Source organism: Streptomyces sp. NPDC013157, assembly GCF_042899865.1.
GTDB lineage: Bacteria > Actinomycetota > Actinomycetes > Streptomycetales > Streptomycetaceae > Streptomyces.
Window position 1 is genome coordinate 385,452 of sequence record NZ_JBIBAK010000006.1, and the last position, 24,570, is coordinate 410,021.

Below are 24,570 nucleotides of genomic sequence, written 5' to 3' on the forward strand. Positions count from 1 at the left end.
GGGAAGATCCGTCGTCGGCCACCCCCGGTCTCCCGCCTCTGGAACGGTCCTCATGAAGCGCGTCATCCCCGTCCTCTCCCTCGGCGCCCTGCTCCTGACCGCGCTGCCCGCGCACGCCGCGGACACCGGGCTCACCCACCGCGACAGCTACGGCACCAAGGCCGTCTACGTCCCTGGCCAGAGCCCGCGCAGCTACCAGCAGCCGCCGGCCGGCTACACCGCCGTCTTCACCGAGAACGTCTCCCGGCACGGCTCCCGCTCCGCGACGGACGGCGAGGACGGCGACATCGTCCTCGCGCTCTGGAACCAGGCCGAGGCCGACGGCCAGCTCACCGCGCGCGGCAAGAAGTTCGGCCCGGACGTCCAGGCGCTCGAAGCGGCCATGAGCGCGGTCGGGTACGGCAACCTCAGCGGCCGCGGCAAGGACGAACTCCGCGCCACCGCCGTCCGCCTGGAGAAGCGCCTGCCGTCCCTCTTCTCCTCGATCGCCGAGAACGGCGAGAAGATCGACGTCGTCAGCTCCGGCCAGGGCCGCGCGGTCGACAGCGGTACGGTCTTCTCCACCGCCCTCACCGACGCCGACCCGGCGCTGAAGTCCTCCCTCGGCGCCGCCCGCGTCGACAAGAACCTCCTCTACTTCCACAAGTCCTCCGGCGGCGCCGACTACCAGAAGTGGCTGGCGAGCGACGAGCGCCTCGCCTCGACCCTGAAGTCGATCACCGACCAGCCGGCCTCGCACCGGGCGGCCGCCCGGGTCCTCGGCAGGATCTTCAAGCCGGCGTTCGTCCAGCGCATCGTCGACGGCGAGTTCGCCTCCACCGCCGACGACATCACCGCCGCCACCGCGGTCTACGACCTCTACGCCATCGCGCCCGCCATGAGCGAGGAGAGCCCGGACGGCAAGGGCTGGGACTTCGACCGCTACATCGCCCCGCGCGACGCGGCCTGGTTCGGCTACCTCGGCGACGCCGAGGACTTCTACGAGAAGGGCCCGAGCTTCTCCGACAGCGACATCACCTACAAGATGGCCCAGCCCCTCCTCGACGACCTCTTCAAGCAGGTCGAGGCCAAGCGGGACGGCACCAGCACGCTGGGCGCGGAGCTCCGCTTCACCCACGCCGAGGAGATCATTCCGCTGGCCGCGCTGATGCGGCTGCCCGGCAGCGAGAAGGCCGCCACTCCGGGCGCCGACTACACCTACGCCGACAACCCGTGGCGCGGCGCCGAGGTCGCCTCCCTGGCCTCCGACATCCAGTGGGACGTCTTCAAGAAGGGCGACGACTACCTGGTGCGGATGCTCTACAACGAGAAGGAGATCGCCTTCAAGGCGGGCTGCAAGCCCATTTCCAAGGGCAGCAGGTTCTACGACCTGAACGAGCTGGAGAAGTGCTTCGACCGTAGCTGACCCGCGTCGCTACGATCCGCCCCATGGCCATGGACATGGGGCGGGACGCCGGACCGGGCGTGGTGGAGCTGGCTTACCAGCCGGTCGTGGAAGATTTCCTGGGGGCGCTGCGGGAACGCGAGCGGTTCCGGCGGCAGAGGTGGAGGCGGCACTGGGCCACCGGTGCCATGGTGTTCGCGTTCGTGCTGAACGCCTGGCTCACGGCGGCGGGGAGCGAGAAGCCCAACTGGTTCCTGCTGGTCTGGACGCCCTTGGGCGCGGCCCTGCTGTTCTTCGCGCCCTGGTTCCAGGCCCACGCCTGCCTCCGGGTCGCCGCCCGCAACGGCAGGTTCCGCGCGACCGTCGCCGACGCCGGGCTGACGATGGTCACCGACAACAGCACGACGTCTGTCAACTGGGCGGCGCAGCCCCGTTATCGGGAGACGAAGCACGCCTTCATCACCTACAGCGACGACAAGAACGCCTCGTGCTTCACAGTGCTGCCCAAGCGCGCCCTTCCGGACCCCGCCGACGCCGACCGGCTGCGCGCGATCCTCGACCGGCAGCTCACGCGCGCGTAGCTCAGCAGCCCTGCGCCGCGGCTCCGGCGCAGTCCGCGCACGTCCCGAAGATCTCGACGGTGTGGGCGACGTTGACGTACCCGTGCTCGGCGGCGATGGCCTCGGCCCACTTCTCCACCGCCGGGCCCTCGACCTCGACCGCCTTGCCGCACACGCGGCAGACCAGGTGGTGGTGGTGTTCCCCGGTGGAGCAGCGGCGGTACACCGACTCGCCGTCGGACGTGCGCAGGACGTCGACCTCGCCGGCGTCGGCGAGGTTCTGGAGCGTGCGGTAGACCGTGGTGAGGCCGACCGAGTCGCCCTTGTGCTTGAGCATGTCGTGCAGTTCCTGCGCGCTGCGGAACTCCTCGACCTCGTCCAGGCACGCCGCCACGGCTGCCCGCTGACGGGTCGAGCGGCCCTTCACGGGCGGTCCAGCGGTCGTCACCGGTTGCCTCCTCACATCACTGCTTCTGCCGGGCCATTGTGCCAGCCCGGGCTGAGGGCGGTCAGACGCCGGCCTCGTCCGCGGCCCCCCTGGTGGCCGGAATCGCGCACTCCGCCGGGTCGCCGGCGGGCCGTCGCGCGGCGGCCGCGCGGGCGCGTCGCCTGGCCAGCGGCGCTGCCAGCACGCTCAGCACGATGAAGGCGGCGATGGTCAGCAGGACGATCGTCGCACCCGGCGGGACGTACTGGTAGTACGACGTGATCGTGCCCCCGATCGTCACCGTCACACCGATCGCGACGGCGATCGCGAACGTGGCGGCGAAGCTGCGGCTCAGCTGCTGGGCCGCGGCCACCGGGACGACCATGAGCGCGGAGACCAGCAGCAGGCCCACCACGCGCATCGCGACCGTCACGGTCACCGCCGCCGTGATCGCGGTGAGCAGGTTGAGCGCCCGCACCGGCAGGCCCGTCACCCGCGCGAACTCCTCGTCCTGGCTCACCGCGAACAGCTGCCGGCGCAGGCCGAGGGTGACCAGGAGGACGAAGGCCGCCAGCAGGCAGATCGCGGTCACGTCCGACTCCGACACCGTCGACAGCGAGCCGAAGAGGTACGACATCAGGTTGGCGTTGGAGCCTCCCGGCGCGAGGTTGATCAGCATCACCCCGCCGGCCATCCCGCCGTAGAAGAGCATCGCGAGGGCGATGTCGCCGCGGGTGCGGCCGTACCAGCGGATCAGCTCCATCACGATCGCGCCCAGCACCGAGACCGCGGTCGCCATCCAGACGGGGGAGGTCGAGAGCAGGAAGCCGAGGCCGACGCCGGTCATCGCGACGTGGCCGATGCCGTCGCCCATCAGGGCCTGGCGGCGCTGGACCAGGTAGATGCCGACGGCGGGGGCGGTGATGCCGACCAGGACGGCGGCGAGCAGGGCCCGCTGCATGAAGGCGTAGTTCAGGAAGTCCATCAGCTCAGCAGTCCCGTGCGCAGTGGCGTGTGCTCGTCGTGGGGGTGGACGTGGTCGTGGCCGGGCAGCGCGTGCTGGCCGAGGGCCCGCGGGGGCGGGCCGTCGTGCAGGACGCAGCCGTCGCGGAGGACGACCGCGCGGTCGATCAGCGGCTCCAGCGGACCCAGTTCGTGCAGGACGAGGAGGACCGTGGTGCCCTGCGCGACCTGCTCGCGGAGGGTCCCCGCGAGGATCTCCTGGCTGGCCAGGTCGACGCCCGCCATCGGCTCGTCCATGATCAGCAGCTCGGGCTCGGCGACCAGCGCGCGGGCGATCAGCACCCGCTGGTGCTGGCCGCCGGAGAGCGCCTCCACGTTGTCCTTGGCCCGGTCCGCCATGCCGACGAGATCCAGGGCGTGCCGTACGGCCGCGTGGTCGGCCCTGCGGAAGAGGCCGAAGCGGGTGCGGGAGAGGCGGCCGGCGGAGACGACCTCGGTGACCGTCGCCGGGACGCCGCCCGCCGCGGTGGTGCGCTGCGGGACGTAGCCGACCCGCGACCAGTCCCGGAAGGCACGGCGGGGGGTGCCGAACAGGGCGATCTCGCCGCCGCTCGCCGGCACCTGGCCGATGATCGTGCGGATCGCGGTCGACTTGCCGGAGCCGTTCGCGCCGAGCAGCGCGGCGACCTCACCGCGGTGCACGGTGAGGTCGATGCCGCGCAGGACGGGGCGCGAGCCCAGCTCGGCGGTCACACCGCGCAGGGATATGACGGGCTCGCCGCTCATCTCGTCGTCTCCTGTCCCGTGGCGTGTCACTCGGCGCCCAGTGCCTGCTGGAGCGCCTTGAGGTTGGCTTCCTGGACCGCGAAGTAGTCCCTTCCGCGGGACTTGGCGGTGATGCCCTCGATCGGGTCGAGGACGTCCGTCTTCAGTCCGGCGTCGGCGGCGATGGTCTTCGCGGTCTTGTCGCTGACGAGCGTCTCGTAGAACACGGTGGTGACGCCGTCGGCCTTGGCCATGGTCTCCAGGTCCCGGACGCGGGCCGCGCTCGGCTCCGACTCGGGGTCGAGGCCGTTGATGGCCTCCTCGGTCAGGCCGTAGCGCTCGGCGAGGTAGCCGAAGGCCGCGTGGGTGGTGATGAAGACCTTGGACCTCGTGTGCGCGAGGCCGTTCTTGAACTGCGTGTCCAGGTCGTCCAGCTTCTTCACCAGGGCCGCGGTGTTCTTCCGGTAGTCGGCCGCGTGGTCCGGGTCGGCCTTCTCGAAGGCCTTGCCGACGCCCTCGGCGACCTGGGCGTAGCGCACCGGGTCGAGCCAGATGTGCGGGTCGAGGCCGGACAGCTCCTCGTTCTTCGAGGTGTCGTGCGAGGCCGCGTGCCCGCCGACCTCGTTGCCGTGCTTCTCCAGCGTGGTCAGGGAGGCCGCGTCGATCTTCGTCCCGACCGACGACTGGGCGACCGCGTCGTCGACGGAGGGCTGGAGGTTCTTCAGGTAGAGGACCGCGTCGGACTTCTCGATCCCGATGATCTGCTTGGGGCTGATCTCCAGGTCGTGCGGCTCCTGGCCGGGCTGGGTGAGACTGGTGACGTGGACGTGGCTGCCGCCGATCCGGTCGGCGAGGAAGGCCATCGGATAGAACGACGCGACGACGTCGAACTTCCCGGTCTGGGCCGCCGTGGCGTCGCCGCCGCAGGCAGTGAGGGTCGCTATGCCGAGTGCGGTGACGGTGGTCGCGGCGGCCGCGGGTATGAGGCCTCGTCGTACGTTCATGAGAGTCATTTTCAACAAACATGGAAACCGTTGTCAACAAGCCTGGCGAGGGGAACCGATTTGGTTGAGGGGGAGGCCCCGCCGGTACCCTGAAGCATTCGCTCTGAAGCGTCTTTGCTTCGTCGCCCGTCGTCGTAATGAAGAGAGCACCGTGGCCGCCGACAAGATCGACACCATCGTCAGCCTGAGCAAGCGCCGTGGCTTCGTATTCCCGTGCAGTGAGATCTACGGCGGCCAGAAGGCCGCCTGGGACTACGGACCGCTGGGTGTCGAGCTCAAGGAGAACCTGAAGCGCCAGTGGTGGCGCTACATGGTGACGTCGCGCGAGGACGTGGTCGGTCTCGACTCGTCCGTCATCCTGGCCCCCGAGGTCTGGGTGGCCTCCGGTCACGTCGCCACCTTCACGGACCCGCTGACCGAGTGCACCGCGTGCCACAAGCGGTTCCGCGCGGACCACCTGGAGGAGCACTACGAGGCCAAGCACGGCCGCCTCCCGGAGAACGGCCTGGCGGACGTGAACTGCCCGAACTGCGGCAACAAGGGCCAGTTCACCGAGCCCAAGCAGTTCTCGGGTCTGCTCTCCACGCACCTCGGCCCCACCCAGGACAGCGGCTCCGTCGCCTACCTGCGCCCGGAGACCGCGCAGGGCATCTTCACCAACTTCGCCCAGGTGCAGGTCGCCTCGCGCCGCAAGCCGCCGTTCGGCATCGCGCAGATGGGCAAGTCCTTCCGCAACGAGATCACGCCCGGCAACTTCATCTTCCGCACCCGCGAGTTCGAGCAGATGGAGATGGAGTTCTTCGTCAAGCCGGGCGAGGACGAGAAGTGGCAGGAGTACTGGATGGAGCAGCGCTGGAACTGGTACACCGGCCTGGGCCTGCGCGAGGAGAACATGCGGTGGTACGAGCACCCGAAGGAGAAGCTCTCCCACTACTCCAAGCGCACCGCTGACATCGAGTACCGCTTCCAGTTCGGCGGCAACGAGTGGGGCGAGCTGGAGGGTGTCGCCAACCGCACCGACTACGACCTGAACGCCCACTCCAAGGCCTCCGGCCAGGACCTCTCCTACTTCGACCAGGAGGCCCAGGAGCGCTGGACGCCGTACGTCATCGAGCCGGCGGCGGGCGTCGGCCGCGCCATGCTGGCCTTCCTCCTGGACGCGTACGTCGAGGACGAGGCGCCGAACGCCAAGGGCAAGCTGGAGAAGCGGACGGTGCTCCGCCTGGACCACCGGCTGGCCCCGGTCAAGGTCGCGGTCCTGCCGCTGTCCCGCAACCCCGAGCTGTCCCCGAAGGCCAAGGGCCTCGCCCAGGCGCTGCGCGGCCACTGGAACATCGAGTTCGACGACGCCGGTGCGATCGGGCGCCGCTACCGCCGCCAGGACGAGATCGGTACGCCGTACTGCGTGACCGTCGACTTCGACACGCTCGAGGACAACGCGGTCACGGTCCGCGAGCGTGACTCGATGAAGCAGGAGCGGGTGTCCCTGGACCAGATCGAGGGTTACCTCGCGGGCCGCCTGCTGGGCTGCTAGGTCCGCGCCCCTTCCGCCTTCCTCGCCCACCCTCCCACCCGACTCGGTCGGCTGGAGGGTGGGCGTTCTGGGTCGGGACGGCGCGGCGGTGCGCCATGAGCGCCGGGGAGCGCGACCGGCCTCAGGGGCACAGGCACCCGCGCGACCGGCCCCCACCGGCCTGTGGGGGGTCCACCGGCCGCTCCCGTGCGGTCAGCGGTGTTGCAGTGACTTGACGTTGTCGCCGAACGTCCAGTTCTTCGAGCCGTCCCAGTTGATCGACCAGGTCATCAGGCCCTTGAGGGACGTGCCGTAGTGGTTCCAGGCCTGGGAGACCAGGGACGGGGACAGGTAGCCGCCGCCCGCGCCGGACTGCGCGGGCAGGCCCGGGACCTGTTTGTCGTAGGGCACCTTGACCGTCGTACCCTGCACGACCAGCCCCTTGTTGAGGCAGTCGGTCTGCGCGGTGAAGCCGGCGACCGTGCCGGCCGCGTACGAGTCGCCCGAGCAGCCGTACATGCTGCCGTTGTAGTACTGCATGTTGAGCCACCACAGGCGGCCGTTGTCGGCGTACTTCTTGATGATCGGCAGGTAGGCGCCCCAGATCGAGCCGTAGGTGATGCTGCCTCCGGTGACGTACGCCGTCTCCGGGGCCATCGTGAGGCCGAAGTTGGACGGCATCCGGGCGAGGATGCCGTCGATGATGCGGACCAGGTTGGCCTGGGACGTGGACAGTTGGGTGATCGAGCCGCTGCCCACCAGGCCCGTCTCGATGTCGATGTCGATGCCGTCGAAGTTGTACCTCTGCAGGATGGGGACGATCGTCGAGACGAACCTGTCGGCCACGCCGGCCGAGCTGAGGTCGATGCCCGCCGCCGCGCCGCCGATCGACAGCAGGATCGTCTGGCCGGACGCCTTGGCCGCGCACATCTCCGCGGGCGTGGCCACCTTCACGCCCGTGTCCATGCCGTCCTCCCAGAGCGCGGTTCCGTCGGAACGGATCACGGGGAAGGCCGCGTTGACGACGTTGTAGCCGTGCGCGGCGATCCGGGAGTCGGTGATCGGGGTCCAGCCGAAGGGCGGGTGGACGCCGTTGGCGGAGCCGTCCCAGTTCTCCCAGTAACCCTGCAGCACCTTGCCCGCGGGACGGGACTTGACCGCGCAGGTGTCGGCGGCCGAGGCGGGGGCGGCGGCGGGGAGCTGGGTGAGCGCCGCGGTCGCGAGCGCGGCGGCGAGCAGGGCGAGGGTGCGGCGGATCATGCGGGGCCTCCCGGTGGGGTCGGGGCGCGGCGCGCGAATGTCGTAGACATGACAGTGCTCGCGGACCAGTCCTTCCGTCAATAGGTCTGGACCAATCCGACGGGAGGTGCGGCGGGTATGGAATGACAGATATTGAAATCTGTCAGCTGTCATGCCAAGGTGGAGTCATGACGACGCACACCCGCTCCCTCGGGTCCACCGGCCCCCGGGTCTCCGCCCTCGGCCTCGGCTGCATGGGCATGTCCGCGCTGTACGGCGAGGCCGACCGAACCGAGTCGATCGCCACCATCCACGCCGCCCTCGACGCCGGCGTGACCCTGCTCGACACCGGCGACTTCTACGCCATGGGCCACAACGAGATGCTGATCGGCGAGGCCCTGCGCACCGCCCCCGCCGAACTCCGCGAAAAGGCGCTGACCAGCGTCAAGTTCGGCGCCCTGCGCGACCCGGACGGCGGCTGGAACGCCTACGACGGCCGCCCGGCCGCCGTGAAGAACTTCGCCGCCTACTCCCTCCAGCGCCTCGGCGTCGACCACATCGACGTCTACCGGATCGCCCGCGTCGACCCGGACGTGCCGATCGAGGAGACGGTCGGCGCCATCGCCGAACTGGTCGAGAAGGGGCACGTCCGGCACATCGGCCTCAGCGAGGCGGGCGCCGTCGACATCCGGCGGGCCGCCGCCACCGCGCCCATCTCCGACCTCCAGATCGAGTACGCGATCATCACCCGCGACATCGAGCGGGAGATCCTGCCGACCACCCGTGAGCTGGGCATCGGCATCACCGCGTACGGCGTGCTCTCCCGGGGCCTGATCTCCGGCCACTTCACCCGTGACCGGCAGTTCGGCGCGGGCGACTTCCGGGCCTTCTCGCCTCGCTTCCAGGGCGACAACCTCCAGCACAACCTCGACCTCGTCGAGGCGCTGCGCAAGGTCGCCGACGAGAAGGGCGTGACGGTCGCGCAGATCGCCATCGCCTGGGTGCTCTCCCGCGGCGACGACATCGTGCCGCTCGTCGGCGCCCGCACCCGCGAGCGGCTCGCCGAGTCGCTGGGCGCGCTGGACGTCACCCTGGACGCGGCCGACCTGGCGGCGATCGAGGAGGCCGTACCGGCGGACGCGGCGGCGGGCACCCGCTACCCCGCCGCGCAGATGAGCCATCTCGGCACCGAGCACTGACCGCGGCGCCAGGTACCGTCTAGGCCATGGCAGCGACGTCCCCGACCCCGCCCCCGGCCCTGACCGCCGAACGCATCCTCGAGGCGACCGAGGAGGTGCTGCGCCGGCACGGCCCGGCCAAGGCCACCGTGGTGGACGTGGCCCGTGCGCTCGGCGTCAGCCACGGCAGTGTCTACCGGCACTTCCGCACCAAGGCGGCGCTGCGCGAAGCGGTGACGAAGCGCTGGCTGGACCGCACCTCGGAGCAGCTGTCCGGCATCGCGGCCGGCGACCGGGACCCTCAGGCCCGGCTGCGGGACTGGCTGCGGGCCCTGTTCGAGGCGAAGCGCCGCAAGGCGGGCGCCGATCCGGAGCTGTTCGCCACCTACATGGTGCTGGTCGACGAGAACGGCCCGGCGGTCACCGAGCACATCGCCGACCTGACCGGACAGCTGACCGCGATCATCGCGGACGGGGCCGGGTCCGGTGTCTTCACCGTGCCCGACCCCGCCGCCGCGGCCCGGACCGTCTTCCAGGCCACCGGCCGCTTCCACGACCCGGGCTACGCGCGGGAGTGGGTGCGGCCGGAGGCCGAGGCGGACTTCGGGTCGCTGGTGGAGCTGCTGCTGCGGGGTCTCAGCCCACGTTGACCGTCACGGTCGGGGAGTAGACCTTCTTGCCGACCGCCGAGACCCGCAGGTGCTCGGTGCCCGGGTTGTTGAGCTTCCCGGTCAGCGAGTAGGAGCTGCCGTTCCTGACCTTCGCGGTCGCCTTGAGCGGGATCCACTTGCCGCCCTTCTGGTGCTGGAGCACCAGCGGCCAGCCGACCTTCAGGCCGGAGGTGCGGCCGGTGAAGGTCACCGAGTCACCGGCCTTGACCGAGGCCGTGCTCGCCTTGATCGAGATCGAGGCCATGGTGGTCGGGCTGGGCTTCGGCTTCGGCATGCCGCTCATGGTGGGCGACGGGGCCGGTTTGGCCTCGGTGCCGAAAGCCCCGGCGGAACCGGCCGACAGCAGGGCCACGGAGAGCGCACCGGCGGCGAGGGCCCGGAAGATCTGGCGCTTGGTGTGCATGGAAGTACTCCTGTCGAGGGACGGGGGGACCTCTCAAGGCTTGGCCGGGTCGTCCCGGGCGGCCCCGGGAAGCGGTGCGCACCGCCTTCGCATTCGGTAAAGACCGCAGGTGGTAACGGGTGCCCTGACCTTGTGATTCCTCCCCGGAAGCTCACCCGAACGGCGTAACGCGCGAGCTAGGCGGCGACCCGCCAGAAGTCCCGCATCAGCGCGTTCGGCGTCGGGCCCGTCATGGCCGTCTGTGTCAACAGGACCGTGACCGTGCCGGTGGCCGGGACGACGTGCGCGGTGGTGCCGGTGCCGCCGACCCAGCCGTAGCGGCCGGGCACCGACCAGGGGTCCGTGGGGGCGACGTCGACCGAGCCGCCGTACCCCCAGCCCTGGCCCTCCAGGAAGAGCGCGGCGCTCTCGCGCTGGGCCGCCGTCAGGTGGTTGGTGGTCATCCGGCTCACCGACGTGGCGGTCAGCAGACGGCGGCCGTCCGGGGCGGCACCGGCGTTCAGCAGCAGCCGGCCGAACGCCAGCCAGTCGTCGGCCGTGGAGACGAGGCCGCCGCCGCCCGAGGGGAAGCGCGGCAGGCTGCTGTACGCGCCGTCCGGGGTGTCCGTCAGGTGCAGGGTGCCGTCCGAGGCGGGGGCGTAGGCGGAGGTGAAGCGGTGCCGTTTCGGCGCGGGCACCTCGAACGCCGTGTCCCGCATGCCCAGCGGCTCGAAGATCCGCTCCGCCAGGAAGTCGGGGAAGGCGCTGCCGGACACCCGGGCTACCAGGATGCCCTGGAGGGCGGACGAGGTGCCGTACAGCCAGGCCTCGCCCGGCTGGTGCAGCATCGGCACCTGGGCGAGCAGGCCCAGCCAGGTGTCCGGGTCCGGCCAGTCCCGGAAGGGGCGGCCGTGGTCCTGCACCGCGAACAAGGCCTGCGCGGCGGGCAGGGAGAAGTCGGCGGGCAGACCCCAGCCGGCGCGGAAGCTGAGCAGGTCCTCGACGGTGACCTGGCGGACCGCCGGCACCACGTCGTCGACGGGACCCGTGGGCGTACGGACCACCATCGGCTTCGCCAGCTCCGGGAGCCAGTCGGCCACCGGGTCGCCGAGTCCGATCCGGCCCTCGTCCACCAGCATCAGCAGCGCGGCGGCGGTGACCGGCTTGGTGACCGACGCGATGCGGAAGACCGAGTCCCGGGCCATCGGGGCGGACCCCTCGACGTCGGTGTGCCCGACGGCGACCACCTCGACGTCGTCGCCGCGGGCCACGAGGCCCACGGCTCCGGGGACGGTCCCGGCCTCGACGTGGCGGCGCAGGGTGGCGTGCAGCGGGGAGACGGTCATCGGTCGTCCTTCCGGCGGGCGCGGTGTCGGGTGGTACGACTCCCACGCCCGCGGAAAGTCATCGCGAGGGCTGGGTGCCCGCGGGGTCCACGGTGGCCTGGTGGGCCTCGGCCAGATGCTCCTCCGCCTTCAGCCAGGGCAGGAACTGGGCGCCCTTCCGCCAGCCGCAGGTGTCGCATTTGATCGTGCGCTGCACACCCGTGCGCTGCACCCGGACCACGTGTTCCCGGCCGTGCTGGTCCCAGCGGCTGACCTTGCTCTCGTCGATCTGCGACATTGACGCCTCCGGAGTCTGTGCCCGGTCTGCTGTCCGGCACGTGTCGACGGCGGGCCGACGGCAAGGAGTGTGCAGCAAGACCAACATCAACGGGGATTTCTTCACCGGGTTTTGTCGAGGGCGCCCCCGGAGTTCACACGGCGGACGAGGCCCGGCCGCGCGCGCCGAGGAGGAGGTCAGGGCGGACCGGGGGTGCCTTCCGGAACGTCCCCGGCCCAACCTCCGGATCAAGAGCCGGACTTGGTCTACCGGCGGAAACCCTGGACAGGGAATTGACCCTGGCTCAAGATGAAAGCGACCTTGTGAAGCGGCCACCGGCACGGAGAGGCGATGCTGCCGGATCCTCAACGTTTCCTGGCCGTTGCCGGCCGCCGGATCGCGCGCGCCGAGGGCGCGGCCCAGGCCGTCCGTGAGCTGTACCGGGTGACGGTCCCGGACCTGGCGGACGGGATGTTCGTCTACCTCGGCGACCACCCGGCGGACGGATCGGAGCCGGAGCGCCTGGAGTTGGACGGGGCGTCCGCCGAACTCGGCGGCGCCATGGGCGGATCGCCGCCACCGTCGAGACCGGTGGCGCCCGACGGCGCGCTGGCCGCGCTGCTGCGCTGCGGCCGGGCACGCGGCCGCGGCCACGACGTGGACGAGGCCCTGCGCGAACTCCTGGGGACGGCACCGCGGCTCCCGCAGGGGAACCGGGTCCTGCTCGCCCCGCTGCGCGCCCCCGACGCCGTCGTGGGCGTGGCGGTGTTCCTGCGGCGCCCGGACCGGGAGGACTTCGTGGACGACGACATCGCCCTGGCCGACGCGCTGTCGGCGCAGACCGCGCTCGGCGTGCGCGAGGACGCCCTCGCCGCCGCGCCGCCCGCCGCGCCCAAGGCCCCGGACGAGGACCGCCTGCGCTACGTCGGCGCCGCCACCCGGCGGATCGCCCGCGGCTTCGACACCGACGAGATCGTGCTCGGCCTGTGCCGGGCCGCCGTACCGACGTACTCCGACGCGGCCCTCGTCTACCTGCGCGACCCGCTCCCGGTCGGTGACGAACGCCCCAACGGCCCGGCCGTGCTGCGGCTGCGTCGCACCGACCGGCTCAAGGGCCCCGGCGCCGAGCTGGTCTGGCCCGTGGAGACGGTGGACGACGAGCAGGACGACCTGGACGCCTCCGACTGGAGCGAGGTGGTGCCCGGCGGCGCCCTCGCCGAGGTGCTGCGCGGAGTCCGGCCGGTCTTCGCCGACACCCCGCCGAACCGCGCCGCACTGGGCGAACTCGTCGGCACGGACAGCGCGTTGAACGACTGGGTCGGCTCGCACGCGATCCTCGCCCCGCTGCGCGGCCGCCGGCGGGTCACCGGCGCCGTCGTCTTCCTGCGCCGTCCCGAGCGCCCGGCGTTCGAGCCCGCCGACCTGCTGGTCGCCGCCCAACTGGCCACCCACACCGCGCTCGGCGTCGACAAGGCCGTCCTGTACAGCAGGGAGGCCTTCATCGCCGACCGGCTGCAGCGCGCCATGCTCCCGCAGACGCTGCCCCGGCCCACCGGCGTCCGGCTCGCCTCCCGCTACCTGCCCGCCGCCGAGACCGCGCGGGTCGGCGGCGACTGGTACGACGCGATCCCGCTGCCCGGCAGCCGGGTGGCGCTGGTCGTCGGCGACGTCATGGGCCACTCCATGACCTCGGCCGCCGTCATGGGTCAGCTGCGCACCACCGCGCTGACCCTGGCCGGCCTCGACCTGCCCCCGCAGGAGGTCCTGCACCACCTCGACGAGCAGGCCCAGCGGCTCGGCACCGACCGCATGGCCACCTGCCTCTACGTCGTCTACGACCCCGTCTCGCACCGCATGACCGTCGCCAACGCCGGCCACCCGCCGCCCATCCTGCTGCACCCGGGCGGCAAGACGGAGGTCCTCACGGTGCCGCCGGGCGCCCCGATCGGCGTCGGCGGCATCGACTTCGAGGCGGTCGAGCTGGACGCCCCCACCGGGGCCACCCTGCTCCTCTACACCGACGGCCTGGTCGAGTCCCGGCTGCGCGACGTGTGGACCGGCATCGAGCAGCTGCGCGAGAAGCTCGCCGCCACCGCCCAGCTGACCGGGCCCGACCGGCCGCCGCCGCTCGAAGCCCTGTGCGACGAGGTGCTCGACATGCTCGGCCCGGGCGACCGGGACGACGACATCGCGCTGCTCGCCGCCCGCTTCGACGGCATCGCGCCGAGCGACGTGGCGTACTGGACCCTGGAGCCGGAGGTCGGCGCCCCCGGCCGGGCCCGCCGACTGACCCGGCAGGCCCTGGCCGGCTGGGGCCTGGAGGACCTCACGGACACCGCGGAGCTGCTGGTCAGCGAGATCGTCACCAACGCCGTACGGCACGCCTCCCGCCCGATCAGCCTGCGGCTGCTGCGCACGGACGTGCTGCGCTGCGAGGTCGGCGACGACGTGCCGCAGCTGCCGAGGCTGCGGCAGGCCAAGGCCACCGACGAGCACGGCCGCGGGCTGTACCTGGTGCACCGGCTGGCACGGAGGTGGGGTACCACCCGGCTGGGCACGGGCAAGATCGTGTGGTTCGAGCTGGGCGGCAGCGCCGGCTGAGTGCGCCGCTGGGGGTGCCGCGACATGCCGTCTGGCGACTGCGGCGCCGTCGTGGCCGGTCGCGCAGTTCCTCCCCCGGCCTTCGGCCGGGGGACCCCCAGCGTCCCTACGGGGCGCTTTACGGGACCGTTAGTTCACCGTGCGGGGCAGGCGCAGGCTGAGGAGGCCGGTCAGGACCACCAGGGCCAGCTGCACCAGCAGGGTGGTGACCAGGGCGTCCCGCATGCCCTGGTGCGGGACCAGGGAGAGGAACAGGGTGCCCAGGGTGGCCACGCCGAGGGCGAGCGCCGACTGCTGGGTGGTGACCATCACGCCGCTGCCCACCCCGGCCCGCGACGGCGGTATCTCCGACATCACAAGGCGCAGCACGTTGGGCAGTTGCAGGGCCTGGCCGGCACCGGCGACCGCGACCCCGGGCAGCAGCCCGGCGAAGTCCAGGTGCGGCCAGTCCCGCCGGGCGGCGAGCACGATGAGGACCAGCCCGACCGCCTGGATCACGGACCCGGCGGTCACCACCCGGCTGCCGTACCGGGCGATCAGCCGCGGCCCGGCCAGCGAGACGAACAGGAAGACGACCGCCATCGGGGCGAGCGCCATCCCGGCCGGGACCGGACCGAGGTGCTCCCCGCTCTGCAGGGCCACGGCGATCACGAACATGAACCCGCTGAACCCGATCGAGAACGGCAGCATCAGCACCAGCCCCCGGCGCAGCGAGGCGAGTTCGAACAGGCTCGGCGGGACCAGCGGCGTACGGCCCGCGCGGTCGGCCCGGCGCTCCACGGCGTAGAAGGCGACGGCCACGCCCGGGAACGCGGCCAGCGCCAGCCAGGTCCACAGCGGCCAGCCCGCCGCCCGGCCCTCGGTGAGCGGGGCGAGGAGGGCGAGCAGGGAGACGGCGAGCAGCACGGTCCCGGGTCCGTCGACCGGCTCCGGCCGCTGCGACCGCGTCTCCGGCACGAACCGCGCCCCGAGCACCAGTCCGACGAGCACGACCGGCACGTTGACCAGGAACACGGACCGCCATCCCGTCCCCGCGATGTCGGCGGCGACCAGCACCCCGCCGAGGATCTGCCCGGCCACCATGGAGAGGCCGGCGGTGGCGCCGTACAGGCTCATGGCCCGGGCCCGGCGGCCGCCGCTGGTGGCGGCCTGGATGGTGGCGAGGACCTGCGGGAGCATCGCGGCGGACGCGGCGCCCTGGGCGACCCGGGCGGCCACCAGCGTCCAGGCGCTGGGCGCGAGTCCGCAGGCCAGCGAGGTCAGTCCGAACGCGGCCATGCCGCCGAGGAAGAGCCGGCGGCGCCCGAACAGGTCGCCGAGCCGCCCGCCGAGCACCAGCAGCACGGCGTAGGCGACGCCGTACCCGGCGACGACGAGTTCCAGGACCGCCTCGCCCGCGTGCAGGTCGGCGCCGATGGTGGGCAGGGCGACGTTGACGATGAAGAAGTCGATGAGAGGAAGTGCGGCGGCCAGCAGGACGGTGAACAGCCCGGGGCCGCCGAGCGCCGGTGGCGCGGACGGGGACCGTACGGTCGCGGTGGTGACGGTTTCGGTCATGCACCGAGCCTGCGCCGTCACTCAGGCTGGTACCAGAGTCTCTTCATCCTGGTAGCAGAAGTACCTGGCAACAGGATCCGCGGGGCGGCACGCTGGAGGGATGACGAGCACCGCGAGTGAGACGAAGGCTTCGCCGGTACGGAGCGCGTGCATCCGGCGGCAGGAGCTGGCCGCGTTCCTGCGCAGCCGTCGGGAGCGGATCACCCCGGAGGAGGTGGGCCTGCCACGCGGCACCCGCCGCCGCACCCCCGGCCTGCGCCGCGAGGAGGTCGCCCAGCTCTCCGCTGTCGGCGTCACCTGGTACACCTGGCTCGAACAGGCCAGGGACATCCAGGTCTCCGTCCAGGTCCTGGACGCCCTCGCCCGTACGCTCCTGCTCGACGCCAGCGAGCGCGCCCATCTCTTCCAGCTGGCCGGAGCCGTCGACCCGACCCCGGCCGCGAGCTGCACCGGCGTCACCCCGGCGATGTACGAGATGCTCCGGGCCCTGGAGCCCCTCCCGGCCTGCGTCCAGAACAGCCGTTACGACATCCTCGCCTACAACCGCACCTACGCCCGCCTGCTGTGCGACCTCGACGCGGTGCCGCCCGAGGACCGCAACTGCATGATCCTCGTCTACACCCACCCCGAGTGGCAGCGTTCCATCGTGCACCTGGAGGAGACCCGCCGCCTGATGGCCGCGAAACTCCGCGCCTCCATGGCCGGTCACCTCGGCGAGCCGGCCTGGAAGATGCTGGTCAAGCGTCTGACGGCTCAGTCCCCGGAGTTCCGCGCGAACTGGGAGCGGTATGAGGTGGTGGGCATCCGCACCAGGACCAAGCAGTTCGTCAACCAGCACGTGGGCTTCCTCTCCCTGGACCACACGGACCTGTGGCTGAAGCCCGAGACCGGGGCGCGGATGGTCACGTACGTACCGACGGACGAGGAGTCGCGGGAACGCCTGGCACAGCTGTACGACCTGGCGCGGGCGGTGTCGCCGAACTCCTGACCGACTCACGGCAATTCGTTCGCGCAACTGAGTACGCGTACTCAGGACCCGGGCGCCGTCCTCCCCGAGGATGCGGGAGGGGAGACGAAACGACGACGAACCGACGACCGGCCACGGGGGAGAAGACGATGGAATCCGGCCCGGCCCGCACCGTTGTCCGGCTGATGCTGACCAACCGCCTTTCGGCGGCCTACCTGGTCCTGGTCGCCGTCGTCATCGCCAAGGCCGCCGTCGACTCGGTCCACGCGGACGAGCACGGCTCCGACTACGCCTGGCTCTGGCCGCCCCTGGTCACCTTCCCGGTCTTCCCGCTGCTCTCGGCGCTCGGCAGGACCGCCTGGCGCACGGACACCCCGAACTGGTTCTTCATCGGCACCGTCGTCGTCTCGGCGCTGCTCCAGTCCCTGGCCCTGGGCGCCCTGCGCCACGCGGTCCTGGCCCGCCACCGCCGCTCGGTCCGCTCCTGCTGAGTCAGGCCCGCCCCGCCGCCCCCACGGCCTGCCGTACCTCGGGCGACTCCAGCCGGGCCGCCGTGCGGTCGGCCGTCGCGCGGGCCCAGCTGCCGTTCGTCACGGCGCCCAGCAGCAGGACCGCCAGCCCGCAGCCGGCCAGGATCCACCAGCCGGGGCGGGCGGCGCCCACGAACCTGCCGGCGTACGACGACGAACCGATCCCGGAGGCCAGCACCGCGCCGATCACCGCGACGCCCAGGGTCTGGCCCAGCTGGCGGCTGGTGGAGGCGACCGCGGCCGCGACGCCCGCCTGGGACCTCGGCATTCCGGAGACCGCCGTGTTGGTGATCGGCGCGTTCACGAAGCCGAAGCCGATGCCGAACAGGACGTAGCCGAGGAAGAGGGTGGTGTCCGAGGTCTCCGCCTCGAACGCGGCGAACAGCACCGCGCTCGCGGTCATCGCGACGCCGGCGATCACCAGCGGCAGACGCGGGCCCCGGCTGCCGACCAGACGGCCGGCCAGCGGGGCGCACAGGAACATCGGGACCGCCATCGGCAGCATCCACAGGCCCGCGTGCAGGGCGTCCAGGCCGCGTACGTTCTGCAGGTACAGCGTGGAGAGGAACAGGAAACCGCCCAGCGACGCGAACGCGCTGATCGCGATCACCGTCGCGCCGCTGAACGGCGCCGAGCGGAAGAAGCGCAGGTCGATCAGGGGCTCCTCGCGCCGTGGTTCGAACCAGAGGAGGCCGGCCAGGGCGACGAGGGCCACCGCGGCGAAGGGCAGGACCGTGCCCGCGCCCGCCGTCGGCGCCTCGATGATCGCGTACGTCAGCGAGCCGAACAGGGCGATGACCAGCACCTGGCCGACCGGGTCGGGGCGGCGGGCCTTCGGCGCCCGGGACTCCGGCACGAAGCGCAGCGTCAGCAGGACGGCCGCCAGGCCCACCGGGATGTTGACCCAGAAGATCGCCCGCCAGCCGACCGACTCCACGAGCAGGCCGCCGACCAGCGGTCCGGCGGCCATGGATATGCCGACCACCGCACCCCACACGCCGATCGCCCGGGCCCGCTCGCGCGGGTCGGTGAAGGTGTTGGTGATGATCGACATGGCGACCGGGTTGAGCATGGAGCCACCCACCGCCTGGACCATGCGGAACGCGATCAGCGAGTCCAGGTTCGGCGCGAGGGAGCAGAGCAGGGAGCCGATCGAGAAGACGACCAGGCCGGTCATGAAGACCTTCTTGCGGCCGACCCGGTCGCCCGTGGAACCGGCGAGCATCAGCAGCGAGGCCAGGACGAGGGTGTACGCGTCGATCGTCCACTGCAGGCCGGCCGTCGAGGCGTGCAGCTCGCGCTGCATGGACGGCAGGCCGACGTTGAGCGCGGTCGTGTCGAGGCTGACGATCAGCAGGCTCATACAGCAGATGGCGAGGACGAGCATGCGACGGCGGGGGCTGAGCTCGGGCATGGGGACCATCGTACGCCCATTTCGATAGTGCGTCTAACTAATGAGTCATACATGATCAGCGCGGAGGGTGACGGGAGCGGCCGTTGTCCACAGGCCGGACGAGCACCGCGCGGCGTACGGGACAATGGGGGAATGCCCGAGCCCACGTCCCCCCTCCAGGTCGGCCCGCACACCGTCCGGCCGCCGGTCGTCCTCGCCCCCATGGCGGGAATCACCAACGCACCTTTCCGGACCCTGTGCAGGGAGTTCAGCGGGGGCAAGGGGCTGTTCGTCAGCGAGATGATCACGACCCGGGCGCTGGTCGAGCGCAACGAGAAGACCATGCAGCTGATCCGCTTCGACGAGAGCGAGAAGCCCCGGTCCATCCAGCTGTACGGCGTCGACCCGGCCACCGTGGGCAAGGCCGTCCGCATGATCGCGGAGGAGGGACTGGCCGACCACATCGACCTGAACTTCGGCTGCCCGGTCCCGAAGGTGACGAGGAAGGGCGGCGGATCGGCCCTCCCGTACAAGCGGAACCTGCTCCGCGCCATCCTCCGTGAGGCGGTCTCCGGCGCCGGCGACCTCCCCGTCACCATGAAGATGCGCAAGGGCATCGACGACGACCACATCACCTACCTCGACGCGGGCCGGATCGCCGTCGAGGAGGGCGTCACCTCCATCGCCCTGCACGGCCGCACCGCCGCCCAGCACTACGGCGGCACCGCCGACTGGGAGGCCGTCGCCCGCCTCAAGGAGCACGTCCCGGAGATCCCCGTCCTCGGCAACGGCGACATCTGGTCGGCGCAGGACGCGCTCAGGATGGTCCGGGAGACGGGCTGCGACGGAGTGGTCGTCGGCCGCGGCTGCCTGGGCCGGCCGTGGCTCTTCGCGGACCTGGTCGCCGCCTTCGAGGTGCGCCCGGAGGACGTCCTGAAGCCGTCCCTGCGCGAGGTCGCCGACGTCATGGTCCGGCACGCGACCCTGCTCGGCGAGTGGCTCGGCGACGAGTCCAAGGGCGTGGTCGACTTCCGCAAGCACGTCGCCTGGTACCTCAAGGGCTTCGCGGTCGGAAGCGAGATGCGCAAGAAGCTCGCCATCACGTCCTCGCTGGCCGACCTCCGCGCCGGCCTGGACGAACTGGACCTCGACCAGGCCTGGCCCACCGGCGCCGACGGCCCCCGCGGCCGGACGTCCGGCAACAACCGGGTGGTGCTGCCGGACGGCTGGCTGAAGGACCCGTACGACTGCGCGGGCATCGGCGAGGACGCGGAACTGGACACGTCCGGGGGCTGAGCGCCGCGCCCCGCAAGAGGCGCGGCGCCGTGTCCGCGGGCGGCTCGGCCGCTCAGTTCGTCTTCGGGTGCGGGGTGGAGCCGTACGCCGTCAGGAACTTGTCGCGGAACGCGCTCATCTTCCACACCGGGGCGTTGTGCGCCGGACGCAGTCCGTCGGTCCAGTTCCAGGAGTCGATCGCGTCCAGCACCTTCGGGTCCTTGGCGACGATCGAGATCGGCACGTCACGGCTGGCGTGGTTGCCGCTGACCCGGGCGATCGGCTGGTGGTCGCCGAGGAAGACGAGCACCGTGTTGTCGTTGCCGTAGCGCTCCAGCCACTCGGTGAGCGCGGTCACCGAGTACTGGACCGACTTGCCGTACTCCTGGCGGGACTTGGTGGTGTCGGCGATGACGTCGGACGCCTTGTTGCCGGCCTTCTGGATGGCGTTGAAGATCGAGCCGTCGCCCAGCTGGTCCCACGGCACCATCTTCGGGATCGGCGCCCACGGCTGGTGGCTGGAGGTCAGGATCAGGAACGACATCCGGGACTTGCCGTCGGCCGGCTTCTTGCTGTGCACCCGGTCCTGGAACTGCTGCAGCGCGTACTGGTCGGGCATCGTCGACCAGCTGAACTTCGGTCCCTTGTAGCCGAGCTGGAAGGCGTTGTAGACCTTGTCGAGGCCGTAGTAGCTCTGCTCGGGCCAGCCCTTCTGGATACCGGGCATCACGCCGACGGTGTCGAAGTCGCCGGTCTTCTGGAACGCCTTGGTGATGCTGAGGTGGTTGCTCGCCATGACGGTGCGGTAGCGCTGCTGGTTGCTCACCCACAGCCCCGACATCGTCGTGGAGTGCCCGAGCCAGCTGCTGCCGCCGTAGGTCGCCGAGGTCAGCCAGCCGCTCTTCGCGTGGTAACCGGCCTTGGCGAGCGCCGCGGTCCGGACGGCGAGGGTGTTGTCGACGCCGGGTGCCTCGATCGGGTCCTCGATGGCGCTGCGGCCGTAGCTCTCGATGAACGTGAAGACGACGTCCTTGCCGCGCAGGCTGGTCAGCAGTTGGTCGGGCGGGGTGTTCCCGAAGGCGTCCACCTTGGCGACCTTCCGGAACTCCGCCTCGTCGTGCAGGGTGTCCTTCACCTGCCGGGCCTTGATCTCCAGCGCGGTCGCGGTGCTGTCGGCGGCGAGCGGCACACCGCCGGCGAGCTGGACGCCGAAGGAGGAGCAGGTGATCCAGACGACACCGGCTATCAGCGTGCCGCGGGTGGCCCGCCCGGGATGCCGGGCGAGCAGATTGCTCAGCCGGACCGTCGCCAGCGCGAGCAGCGCGCACACGAGCAGCACGAGGACGACGGCGCCGACGCTGATGGCGAGGGTGGCCGTCCGGCCCATCGTGTCCTCGAGATACGACTCCGCGTCACCGAGCAGGCTCCAATCCAGGATGGCGTTGAAGCTCCGGCCCAGGTACTGCTTGAACCCCATGTCGAGGGCGTTGACCAGGGTCAGCGCGCCGAGTACGACGCCGAACACCGCGGCCAGCACGATCCGGGGCCGCCGGGGCAGCGCCAGCGCGACGGCGGCCGCGATGATCCCCTCGGAGGGCAGCCGCACGAACTTCGCGGGCCCGAGCTCGACGACGGTGTTCGGCATCACCAGCGCCCCGATCACGAGCGCCGCGCAGAGCACGGTGACACCGATCGACAGCACGGAGGCAGCGGTGGGATGCGCGTTGCGCCACACCTCCCGCCGCTCCCGAACCCGCCCACTCCAGGCGGCCCAGCCGCGCCGCCGGGGTCGGGGGGTGTCGGTGGCGGGAGTGGGTTCGGATCCGGATTCCGGCCCGACTCCGGCGACGGCCTCGGCTCCGGTCTCGCCGGCTGCTTCGGCCTCGGATCCGGCTTCGGCCTCGGAGGTTGCTTCGGCCTCGGAGGCTGCTTCGGCCTCGGATCCGGCTCCGGTCTGGGGAGCGGCTTCGGCCTCGGGAGCTGCTTCGGGCTCGGTGCCGGCTTCGGCCGCGGCCTCGGGACCGGTTTCGACGGCGGCTTCGGACTCGGTTTCGACGGCGGCTTCGGACTCGGTGGTGGCGTCGGCTTCGGATCCGGAATCGGCCTCGGTGGTGGTGTCGGCCTTGGATCCGGAGCCGGTCTCGGAGACGGCTATGGACTCGGGTTCGGCCTCAGAGGTGGCTCCGGCCTCGGGCGCTGCCTCGGCAACGGGCTCAGCATCGGGCTCGGGAGTCCCGGGCGCCGCTTCCCGCTCGGACTTCAGTACCTCGGACTCCTCCGGCGGGGCTTCGCGTTCGGACGGCCCGGACGGCGTGTCCGATGGCTGGCGAATGCTCGTGTGCTGAGACAACCCGGAGGTCCTTCCGTGCGCGACCCGTGAAACGGAAGCGGGCCCACGCTCGGAGGCCGAACCCGCCACATTTCCGTACGGCCCTCTTTAGGTCCGTGTTCAGGCCATTCGGCAAACACCGGGCAAACACAAAGCCCCGTCAGAGGCGCGGCCTTTTCAGCATGCGGCTGCGGGAGGCGCCACTTCAGGGGCGCGGGGAACTGCGCGACCAGCCCCCACGCACCCGCACCCGACCCACGACCCCCCGGCTCCCCTCCTACGCCCCGCCCACCGCGGTCAGCAGCGCCAGCGGAGCCGCCGCCGACCGGGACTCCCGCACGCACGCATGCGGATACGGCACCGGCTCCGGATGCGAATCCCTCCCGTACCCGGCCAGCACCTCCGGCAACCGGTGCCCGCCCGCCGTCGCCGCGTCCACCAGCCCGTGCGCCACCGCCCGCGCCTCGTCGTGCAGCCCGTACCGGGCCAGCCCCAGCGCGATCAGCGCGTTGTCGTGCGGCCACACCGACCCGCGGTGGTACGACAGCGGGTGGTACGCCGCCTGCCCCGCGGCCAGCGTCCGCACCCCCCACCCGGAGAAGAAGTCCGGCTCCAGCAACCGCCGCCCGACCACCTCCCCGTACTCCTTGTCCAGCAGCCCGGACCACAGCAGATGCCCGGCGTCCGAGGCGAGCGCGTCGACCTGCCGGCCCTCCCCGTCAAGGGCCAGCGCGGGGAAGGACGCCTCCCGCATCCAGAAGTCCTGCTGGAACCGGTCCCGCAGATCGGCGGCGGCCTGCTCCAGGAGCGCCGCGTACGTCTCGTCGGCCCACGCCGTCCGCGCCAGCCACGCCGTCCGGCGCAGCGCGTCGTACGCGTACCCCTGGGCGCCCGCCGCCATCACGGTCCCCATCGGCCGGGTGCCGTCGGCGGAGCAGATCGCGCCGGGGGAGTCCTTCCAGTTCTGGTTGGCGAGGCCGCCCTTGTCCGCGCGGTAGACCAGGTAGCCGCGCGAGGTCAGCCCGCCGTGGTCGAGCATCCAGCCGACGGCCGCGCGGGCGTTGCGTTCGAGCCGCCGGGCCGTCTCCGCGTCCCCGGTCTGCTCCACGTACGCGCCGAGCAGGATCAGGAACAGCGGTGTCGCGTCCACCGATCCGTAGTAACGCCCGTACGGCACCTGCCCGAAGTGGGCGAGTTCGCCGTGGCGCACCTCGTGGACGATCTTCCCGGGCTGGGCCACGGAGTGTGCGCCGGTCTCGGTGGCCTGGGTGGCGGCGAGGGCCGGCAGGGTGGCGGCGGCCAGGCGCGGGCGGTAGGGGAGGGCGAAGAGGGAGGTGAGGAGGGCGTCGCGGCCGAGCAGGGTGAGGAACCAGGGGGCCCCGGCCGCCGGGACCCTGAGCTCCTCGCCGTCCGGTCCGGTGGCCGGCACCTGGAGCGCGGCGAGGTCGGAGAGGCCGCGGGCGCACGCCGCCGCCAGCTCCGGCCAGCCCGTCGGGAAGGCCACGCCCTCCACGAACTCGCCCTCCAGAGCGAGAAGCTGTTCGTTCAGTGCGGCCGGGTCGCGGGGCACCCGCAGCGCCCGCCGGTCGCCGTGCGGGCGCGCCATCACCCGGACCAGCAGCTCGGTGGTGCCGTGCGGTTCCAGCTCCAGCGTCCACACCATCCGCCGGGCGCCGGTCCCAGTCTCCTCCACGCCGTCCGGGGCCGGCTCGGCGGTGATCGTCGTACAGGACCGCCACTCGCCCCGGCGGTAGCCGAACTCCAGCCCGTCGTCGAGGACCTGGCGGGAGCGGACGGCGCCGGACTTGGTGTAGGTGCGGTGGTCGGCGCGGAGCTCGAACTGGTCGGTGAAGTCGGCGTCGGCGGTGATCGCGAGCCGGATCGTGGTCGGCACCGGGCGGTTGCTGGTGACCCGCAGGGACTCGGCGAACGAGCCGTCGCCGACGGCCTGTTCCCGGAAGAGCGTGTGCGCCGGCGGTTCCTGGCGGCCGCCGCGCGGGACCAGCACACAGCGCGTGCCGTCCCCGTCGGCGACCGGGGTGAGCACCTCGGGCAGCGCCCCGTCGACCGTCAGCTGCCAGCGGCTGAGATGCCGGGCGTCCCGTACGAATAACCCGTCCGGGGAGCCGCCGCCCCGCACGCCGCTGATGTCGCCGCGGTCGTCCACTGCCGCGAACGTCGTGCCGTGCACGAGCAGATGATGCCGGTCCGTCATCCCCGGTCCCCTCCT

Annotated in this window: 21 protein-coding genes; 9 read left to right on the top strand and 12 right to left on the bottom strand. The window is 71.8% G+C overall.

The window, feature by feature from the left end; translation table 11 throughout:
* Positions 1-52: 52 nt before the first annotated feature.
* Entirely contained in the window at positions 53-1,405 is a 1,353-nt protein-coding gene (locus ACFY6U_RS21090; protein ID WP_390040252.1) for a histidine-type phosphatase, read from the top strand.
* 23 nt (positions 1,406-1,428) lie between these two features.
* Entirely contained in the window at positions 1,429-1,965 is a 537-nt protein-coding gene (locus ACFY6U_RS21095) for a YcxB family protein (RefSeq protein ID WP_390040254.1), read from the top strand.
* A gap of 1 nt (position 1,966) precedes the next feature.
* On the opposite strand, the gene ACFY6U_RS21100 is transcribed toward ACFY6U_RS21095, so the two are convergent.
* The 4 genes from ACFY6U_RS21100 to ACFY6U_RS21115 form a co-directional block, all read right to left on the bottom strand.
* A complete protein-coding gene (locus ACFY6U_RS21100) occupies positions 1,967-2,392 on the bottom strand; it encodes a Fur family transcriptional regulator (protein WP_390040256.1) in 426 nt (141 codons plus the stop codon).
* 61 nt (positions 2,393-2,453) lie between these two features.
* On the bottom strand, positions 2,454-3,356 hold the full coding sequence (locus ACFY6U_RS21105; RefSeq protein ID WP_390040258.1) for a metal ABC transporter permease: 903 nt from the start codon (positions 3,354-3,356) through the stop codon (positions 2,454-2,456).
* Positions 3,356-4,120 (bottom strand): metal ABC transporter ATP-binding protein, encoded by a 765-nt coding sequence (locus tag ACFY6U_RS21110; RefSeq protein ID WP_390040260.1) that lies wholly within the window; start codon positions 4,118-4,120, stop codon positions 3,356-3,358. Before ACFY6U_RS21110 ends, ACFY6U_RS21105 begins: the two co-directional genes overlap by 1 nt.
* A gap of 26 nt (positions 4,121-4,146) precedes the next feature.
* A complete protein-coding gene (locus ACFY6U_RS21115) occupies positions 4,147-5,103 on the bottom strand; it encodes a metal ABC transporter substrate-binding protein (protein ID WP_390040262.1) in 957 nt (318 codons plus the stop codon).
* 151 nt (positions 5,104-5,254) lie between these two features.
* Between ACFY6U_RS21115 and ACFY6U_RS21120 the strand changes: the two genes are divergently transcribed.
* Positions 5,255-6,637: a glycine--tRNA ligase gene (locus ACFY6U_RS21120; RefSeq protein WP_351490488.1), complete on the top strand. Its 1,383-nt coding sequence runs from the start codon at positions 5,255-5,257 to the stop codon at positions 6,635-6,637.
* Between the two features lie 192 nt (positions 6,638-6,829).
* Here the strand turns inward: ACFY6U_RS21120 and ACFY6U_RS21125 are convergent, their stop codons facing one another.
* Positions 6,830-7,876 (bottom strand): chitinase, encoded by a 1,047-nt coding sequence (locus ACFY6U_RS21125; RefSeq protein WP_390040264.1) that lies wholly within the window; start codon positions 7,874-7,876, stop codon positions 6,830-6,832.
* Positions 7,877-8,043: 167 nt separating this feature from the next.
* Here ACFY6U_RS21125 and ACFY6U_RS21130 point away from each other — a divergent pair, with 167 nt between their 5' ends.
* Positions 8,044-9,054 carry an aldo/keto reductase gene (locus ACFY6U_RS21130; protein ID WP_390040266.1) on the top strand — a complete coding sequence of 337 codons (1,011 nt, stop codon included), beginning with the start codon at positions 8,044-8,046 and terminating at the stop codon, positions 9,052-9,054.
* Positions 9,055-9,080: 26 nt separating this feature from the next.
* The gene (locus ACFY6U_RS21135) at positions 9,081-9,683 is read left to right on the top strand and encodes a TetR family transcriptional regulator (protein ID WP_390040268.1); all 603 of its coding nucleotides are present in this window, start codon (positions 9,081-9,083) and stop codon (positions 9,681-9,683) included.
* On the opposite strand, the gene ACFY6U_RS21140 is transcribed toward ACFY6U_RS21135, so the two are convergent.
* The 3 genes from ACFY6U_RS21140 to ACFY6U_RS21150 form a co-directional block, all read right to left on the bottom strand.
* Entirely contained in the window at positions 9,670-10,107 is a 438-nt protein-coding gene (locus ACFY6U_RS21140; protein ID WP_390040270.1) for a hypothetical protein, read from the bottom strand. The genes ACFY6U_RS21135 and ACFY6U_RS21140 overlap by 14 nt on opposite strands.
* Before the next feature lie 176 nt (positions 10,108-10,283).
* A complete protein-coding gene (locus ACFY6U_RS21145) occupies positions 10,284-11,432 on the bottom strand; it encodes a serine hydrolase domain-containing protein (protein WP_390040272.1) in 1,149 nt (382 codons plus the stop codon).
* Positions 11,433-11,490: 58 nt separating this feature from the next.
* Positions 11,491-11,709 carry a hypothetical protein gene (locus ACFY6U_RS21150; RefSeq protein ID WP_390040274.1) on the bottom strand — a complete coding sequence of 73 codons (219 nt, stop codon included), beginning with the start codon at positions 11,707-11,709 and terminating at the stop codon, positions 11,491-11,493.
* Positions 11,710-12,039: 330 nt separating this feature from the next.
* Between ACFY6U_RS21150 and ACFY6U_RS21155 the strand changes: the two genes are divergently transcribed.
* Positions 12,040-14,289 (top strand): SpoIIE family protein phosphatase, encoded by a 2,250-nt coding sequence (locus tag ACFY6U_RS21155; RefSeq protein WP_390040276.1) that lies wholly within the window; start codon positions 12,040-12,042, stop codon positions 14,287-14,289.
* 129 nt (positions 14,290-14,418) lie between these two features.
* Here ACFY6U_RS21155 and ACFY6U_RS21160 read toward each other — a convergent pair whose 3' ends face one another.
* Entirely contained in the window at positions 14,419-15,846 is a 1,428-nt protein-coding gene (locus ACFY6U_RS21160) for an MFS transporter (protein ID WP_390040278.1), read from the bottom strand.
* Between the two features lie 100 nt (positions 15,847-15,946).
* On the opposite strand from ACFY6U_RS21160, the gene ACFY6U_RS21165 reads away from it, so the two are divergent.
* Positions 15,947-16,834, top strand: coding sequence for a helix-turn-helix transcriptional regulator (locus ACFY6U_RS21165; RefSeq protein WP_390040280.1), 888 nt, complete (start codon positions 15,947-15,949; stop codon positions 16,832-16,834).
* Between the two features lie 128 nt (positions 16,835-16,962).
* Positions 16,963-17,304, top strand: a complete 342-nt coding sequence (locus tag ACFY6U_RS21170; RefSeq protein WP_351495147.1) for an SCO4225 family membrane protein — start codon at positions 16,963-16,965, stop codon at positions 17,302-17,304.
* 1 nt (position 17,305) lies between these two features.
* Here ACFY6U_RS21170 and ACFY6U_RS21175 read toward each other — a convergent pair whose 3' ends face one another.
* Positions 17,306-18,757, bottom strand: coding sequence for an MFS transporter (locus tag ACFY6U_RS21175; RefSeq protein WP_351495146.1), 1,452 nt, complete (start codon positions 18,755-18,757; stop codon positions 17,306-17,308).
* 132 nt (positions 18,758-18,889) lie between these two features.
* Here ACFY6U_RS21175 and dusB point away from each other — a divergent pair, with 132 nt between their 5' ends.
* Positions 18,890-20,032, top strand: a complete 1,143-nt coding sequence (dusB, locus tag ACFY6U_RS21180) for a tRNA dihydrouridine synthase DusB (protein WP_390040283.1) — start codon at positions 18,890-18,892, stop codon at positions 20,030-20,032.
* Positions 20,033-20,084: 52 nt separating this feature from the next.
* Here the strand turns inward: dusB and ACFY6U_RS21185 are convergent, their stop codons facing one another.
* On the bottom strand, positions 20,085-21,656 hold the full coding sequence (locus tag ACFY6U_RS21185) for a sulfatase-like hydrolase/transferase (protein ID WP_390040464.1): 1,572 nt from the start codon (positions 21,654-21,656) through the stop codon (positions 20,085-20,087).
* A gap of 961 nt (positions 21,657-22,617) precedes the next feature.
* Positions 22,618-24,555: a glycogen debranching N-terminal domain-containing protein gene (locus ACFY6U_RS21190; protein WP_390040285.1), complete on the bottom strand. Its 1,938-nt coding sequence runs from the start codon at positions 24,553-24,555 to the stop codon at positions 22,618-22,620.
* Positions 24,556-24,570 lie beyond the last annotated feature (15 nt).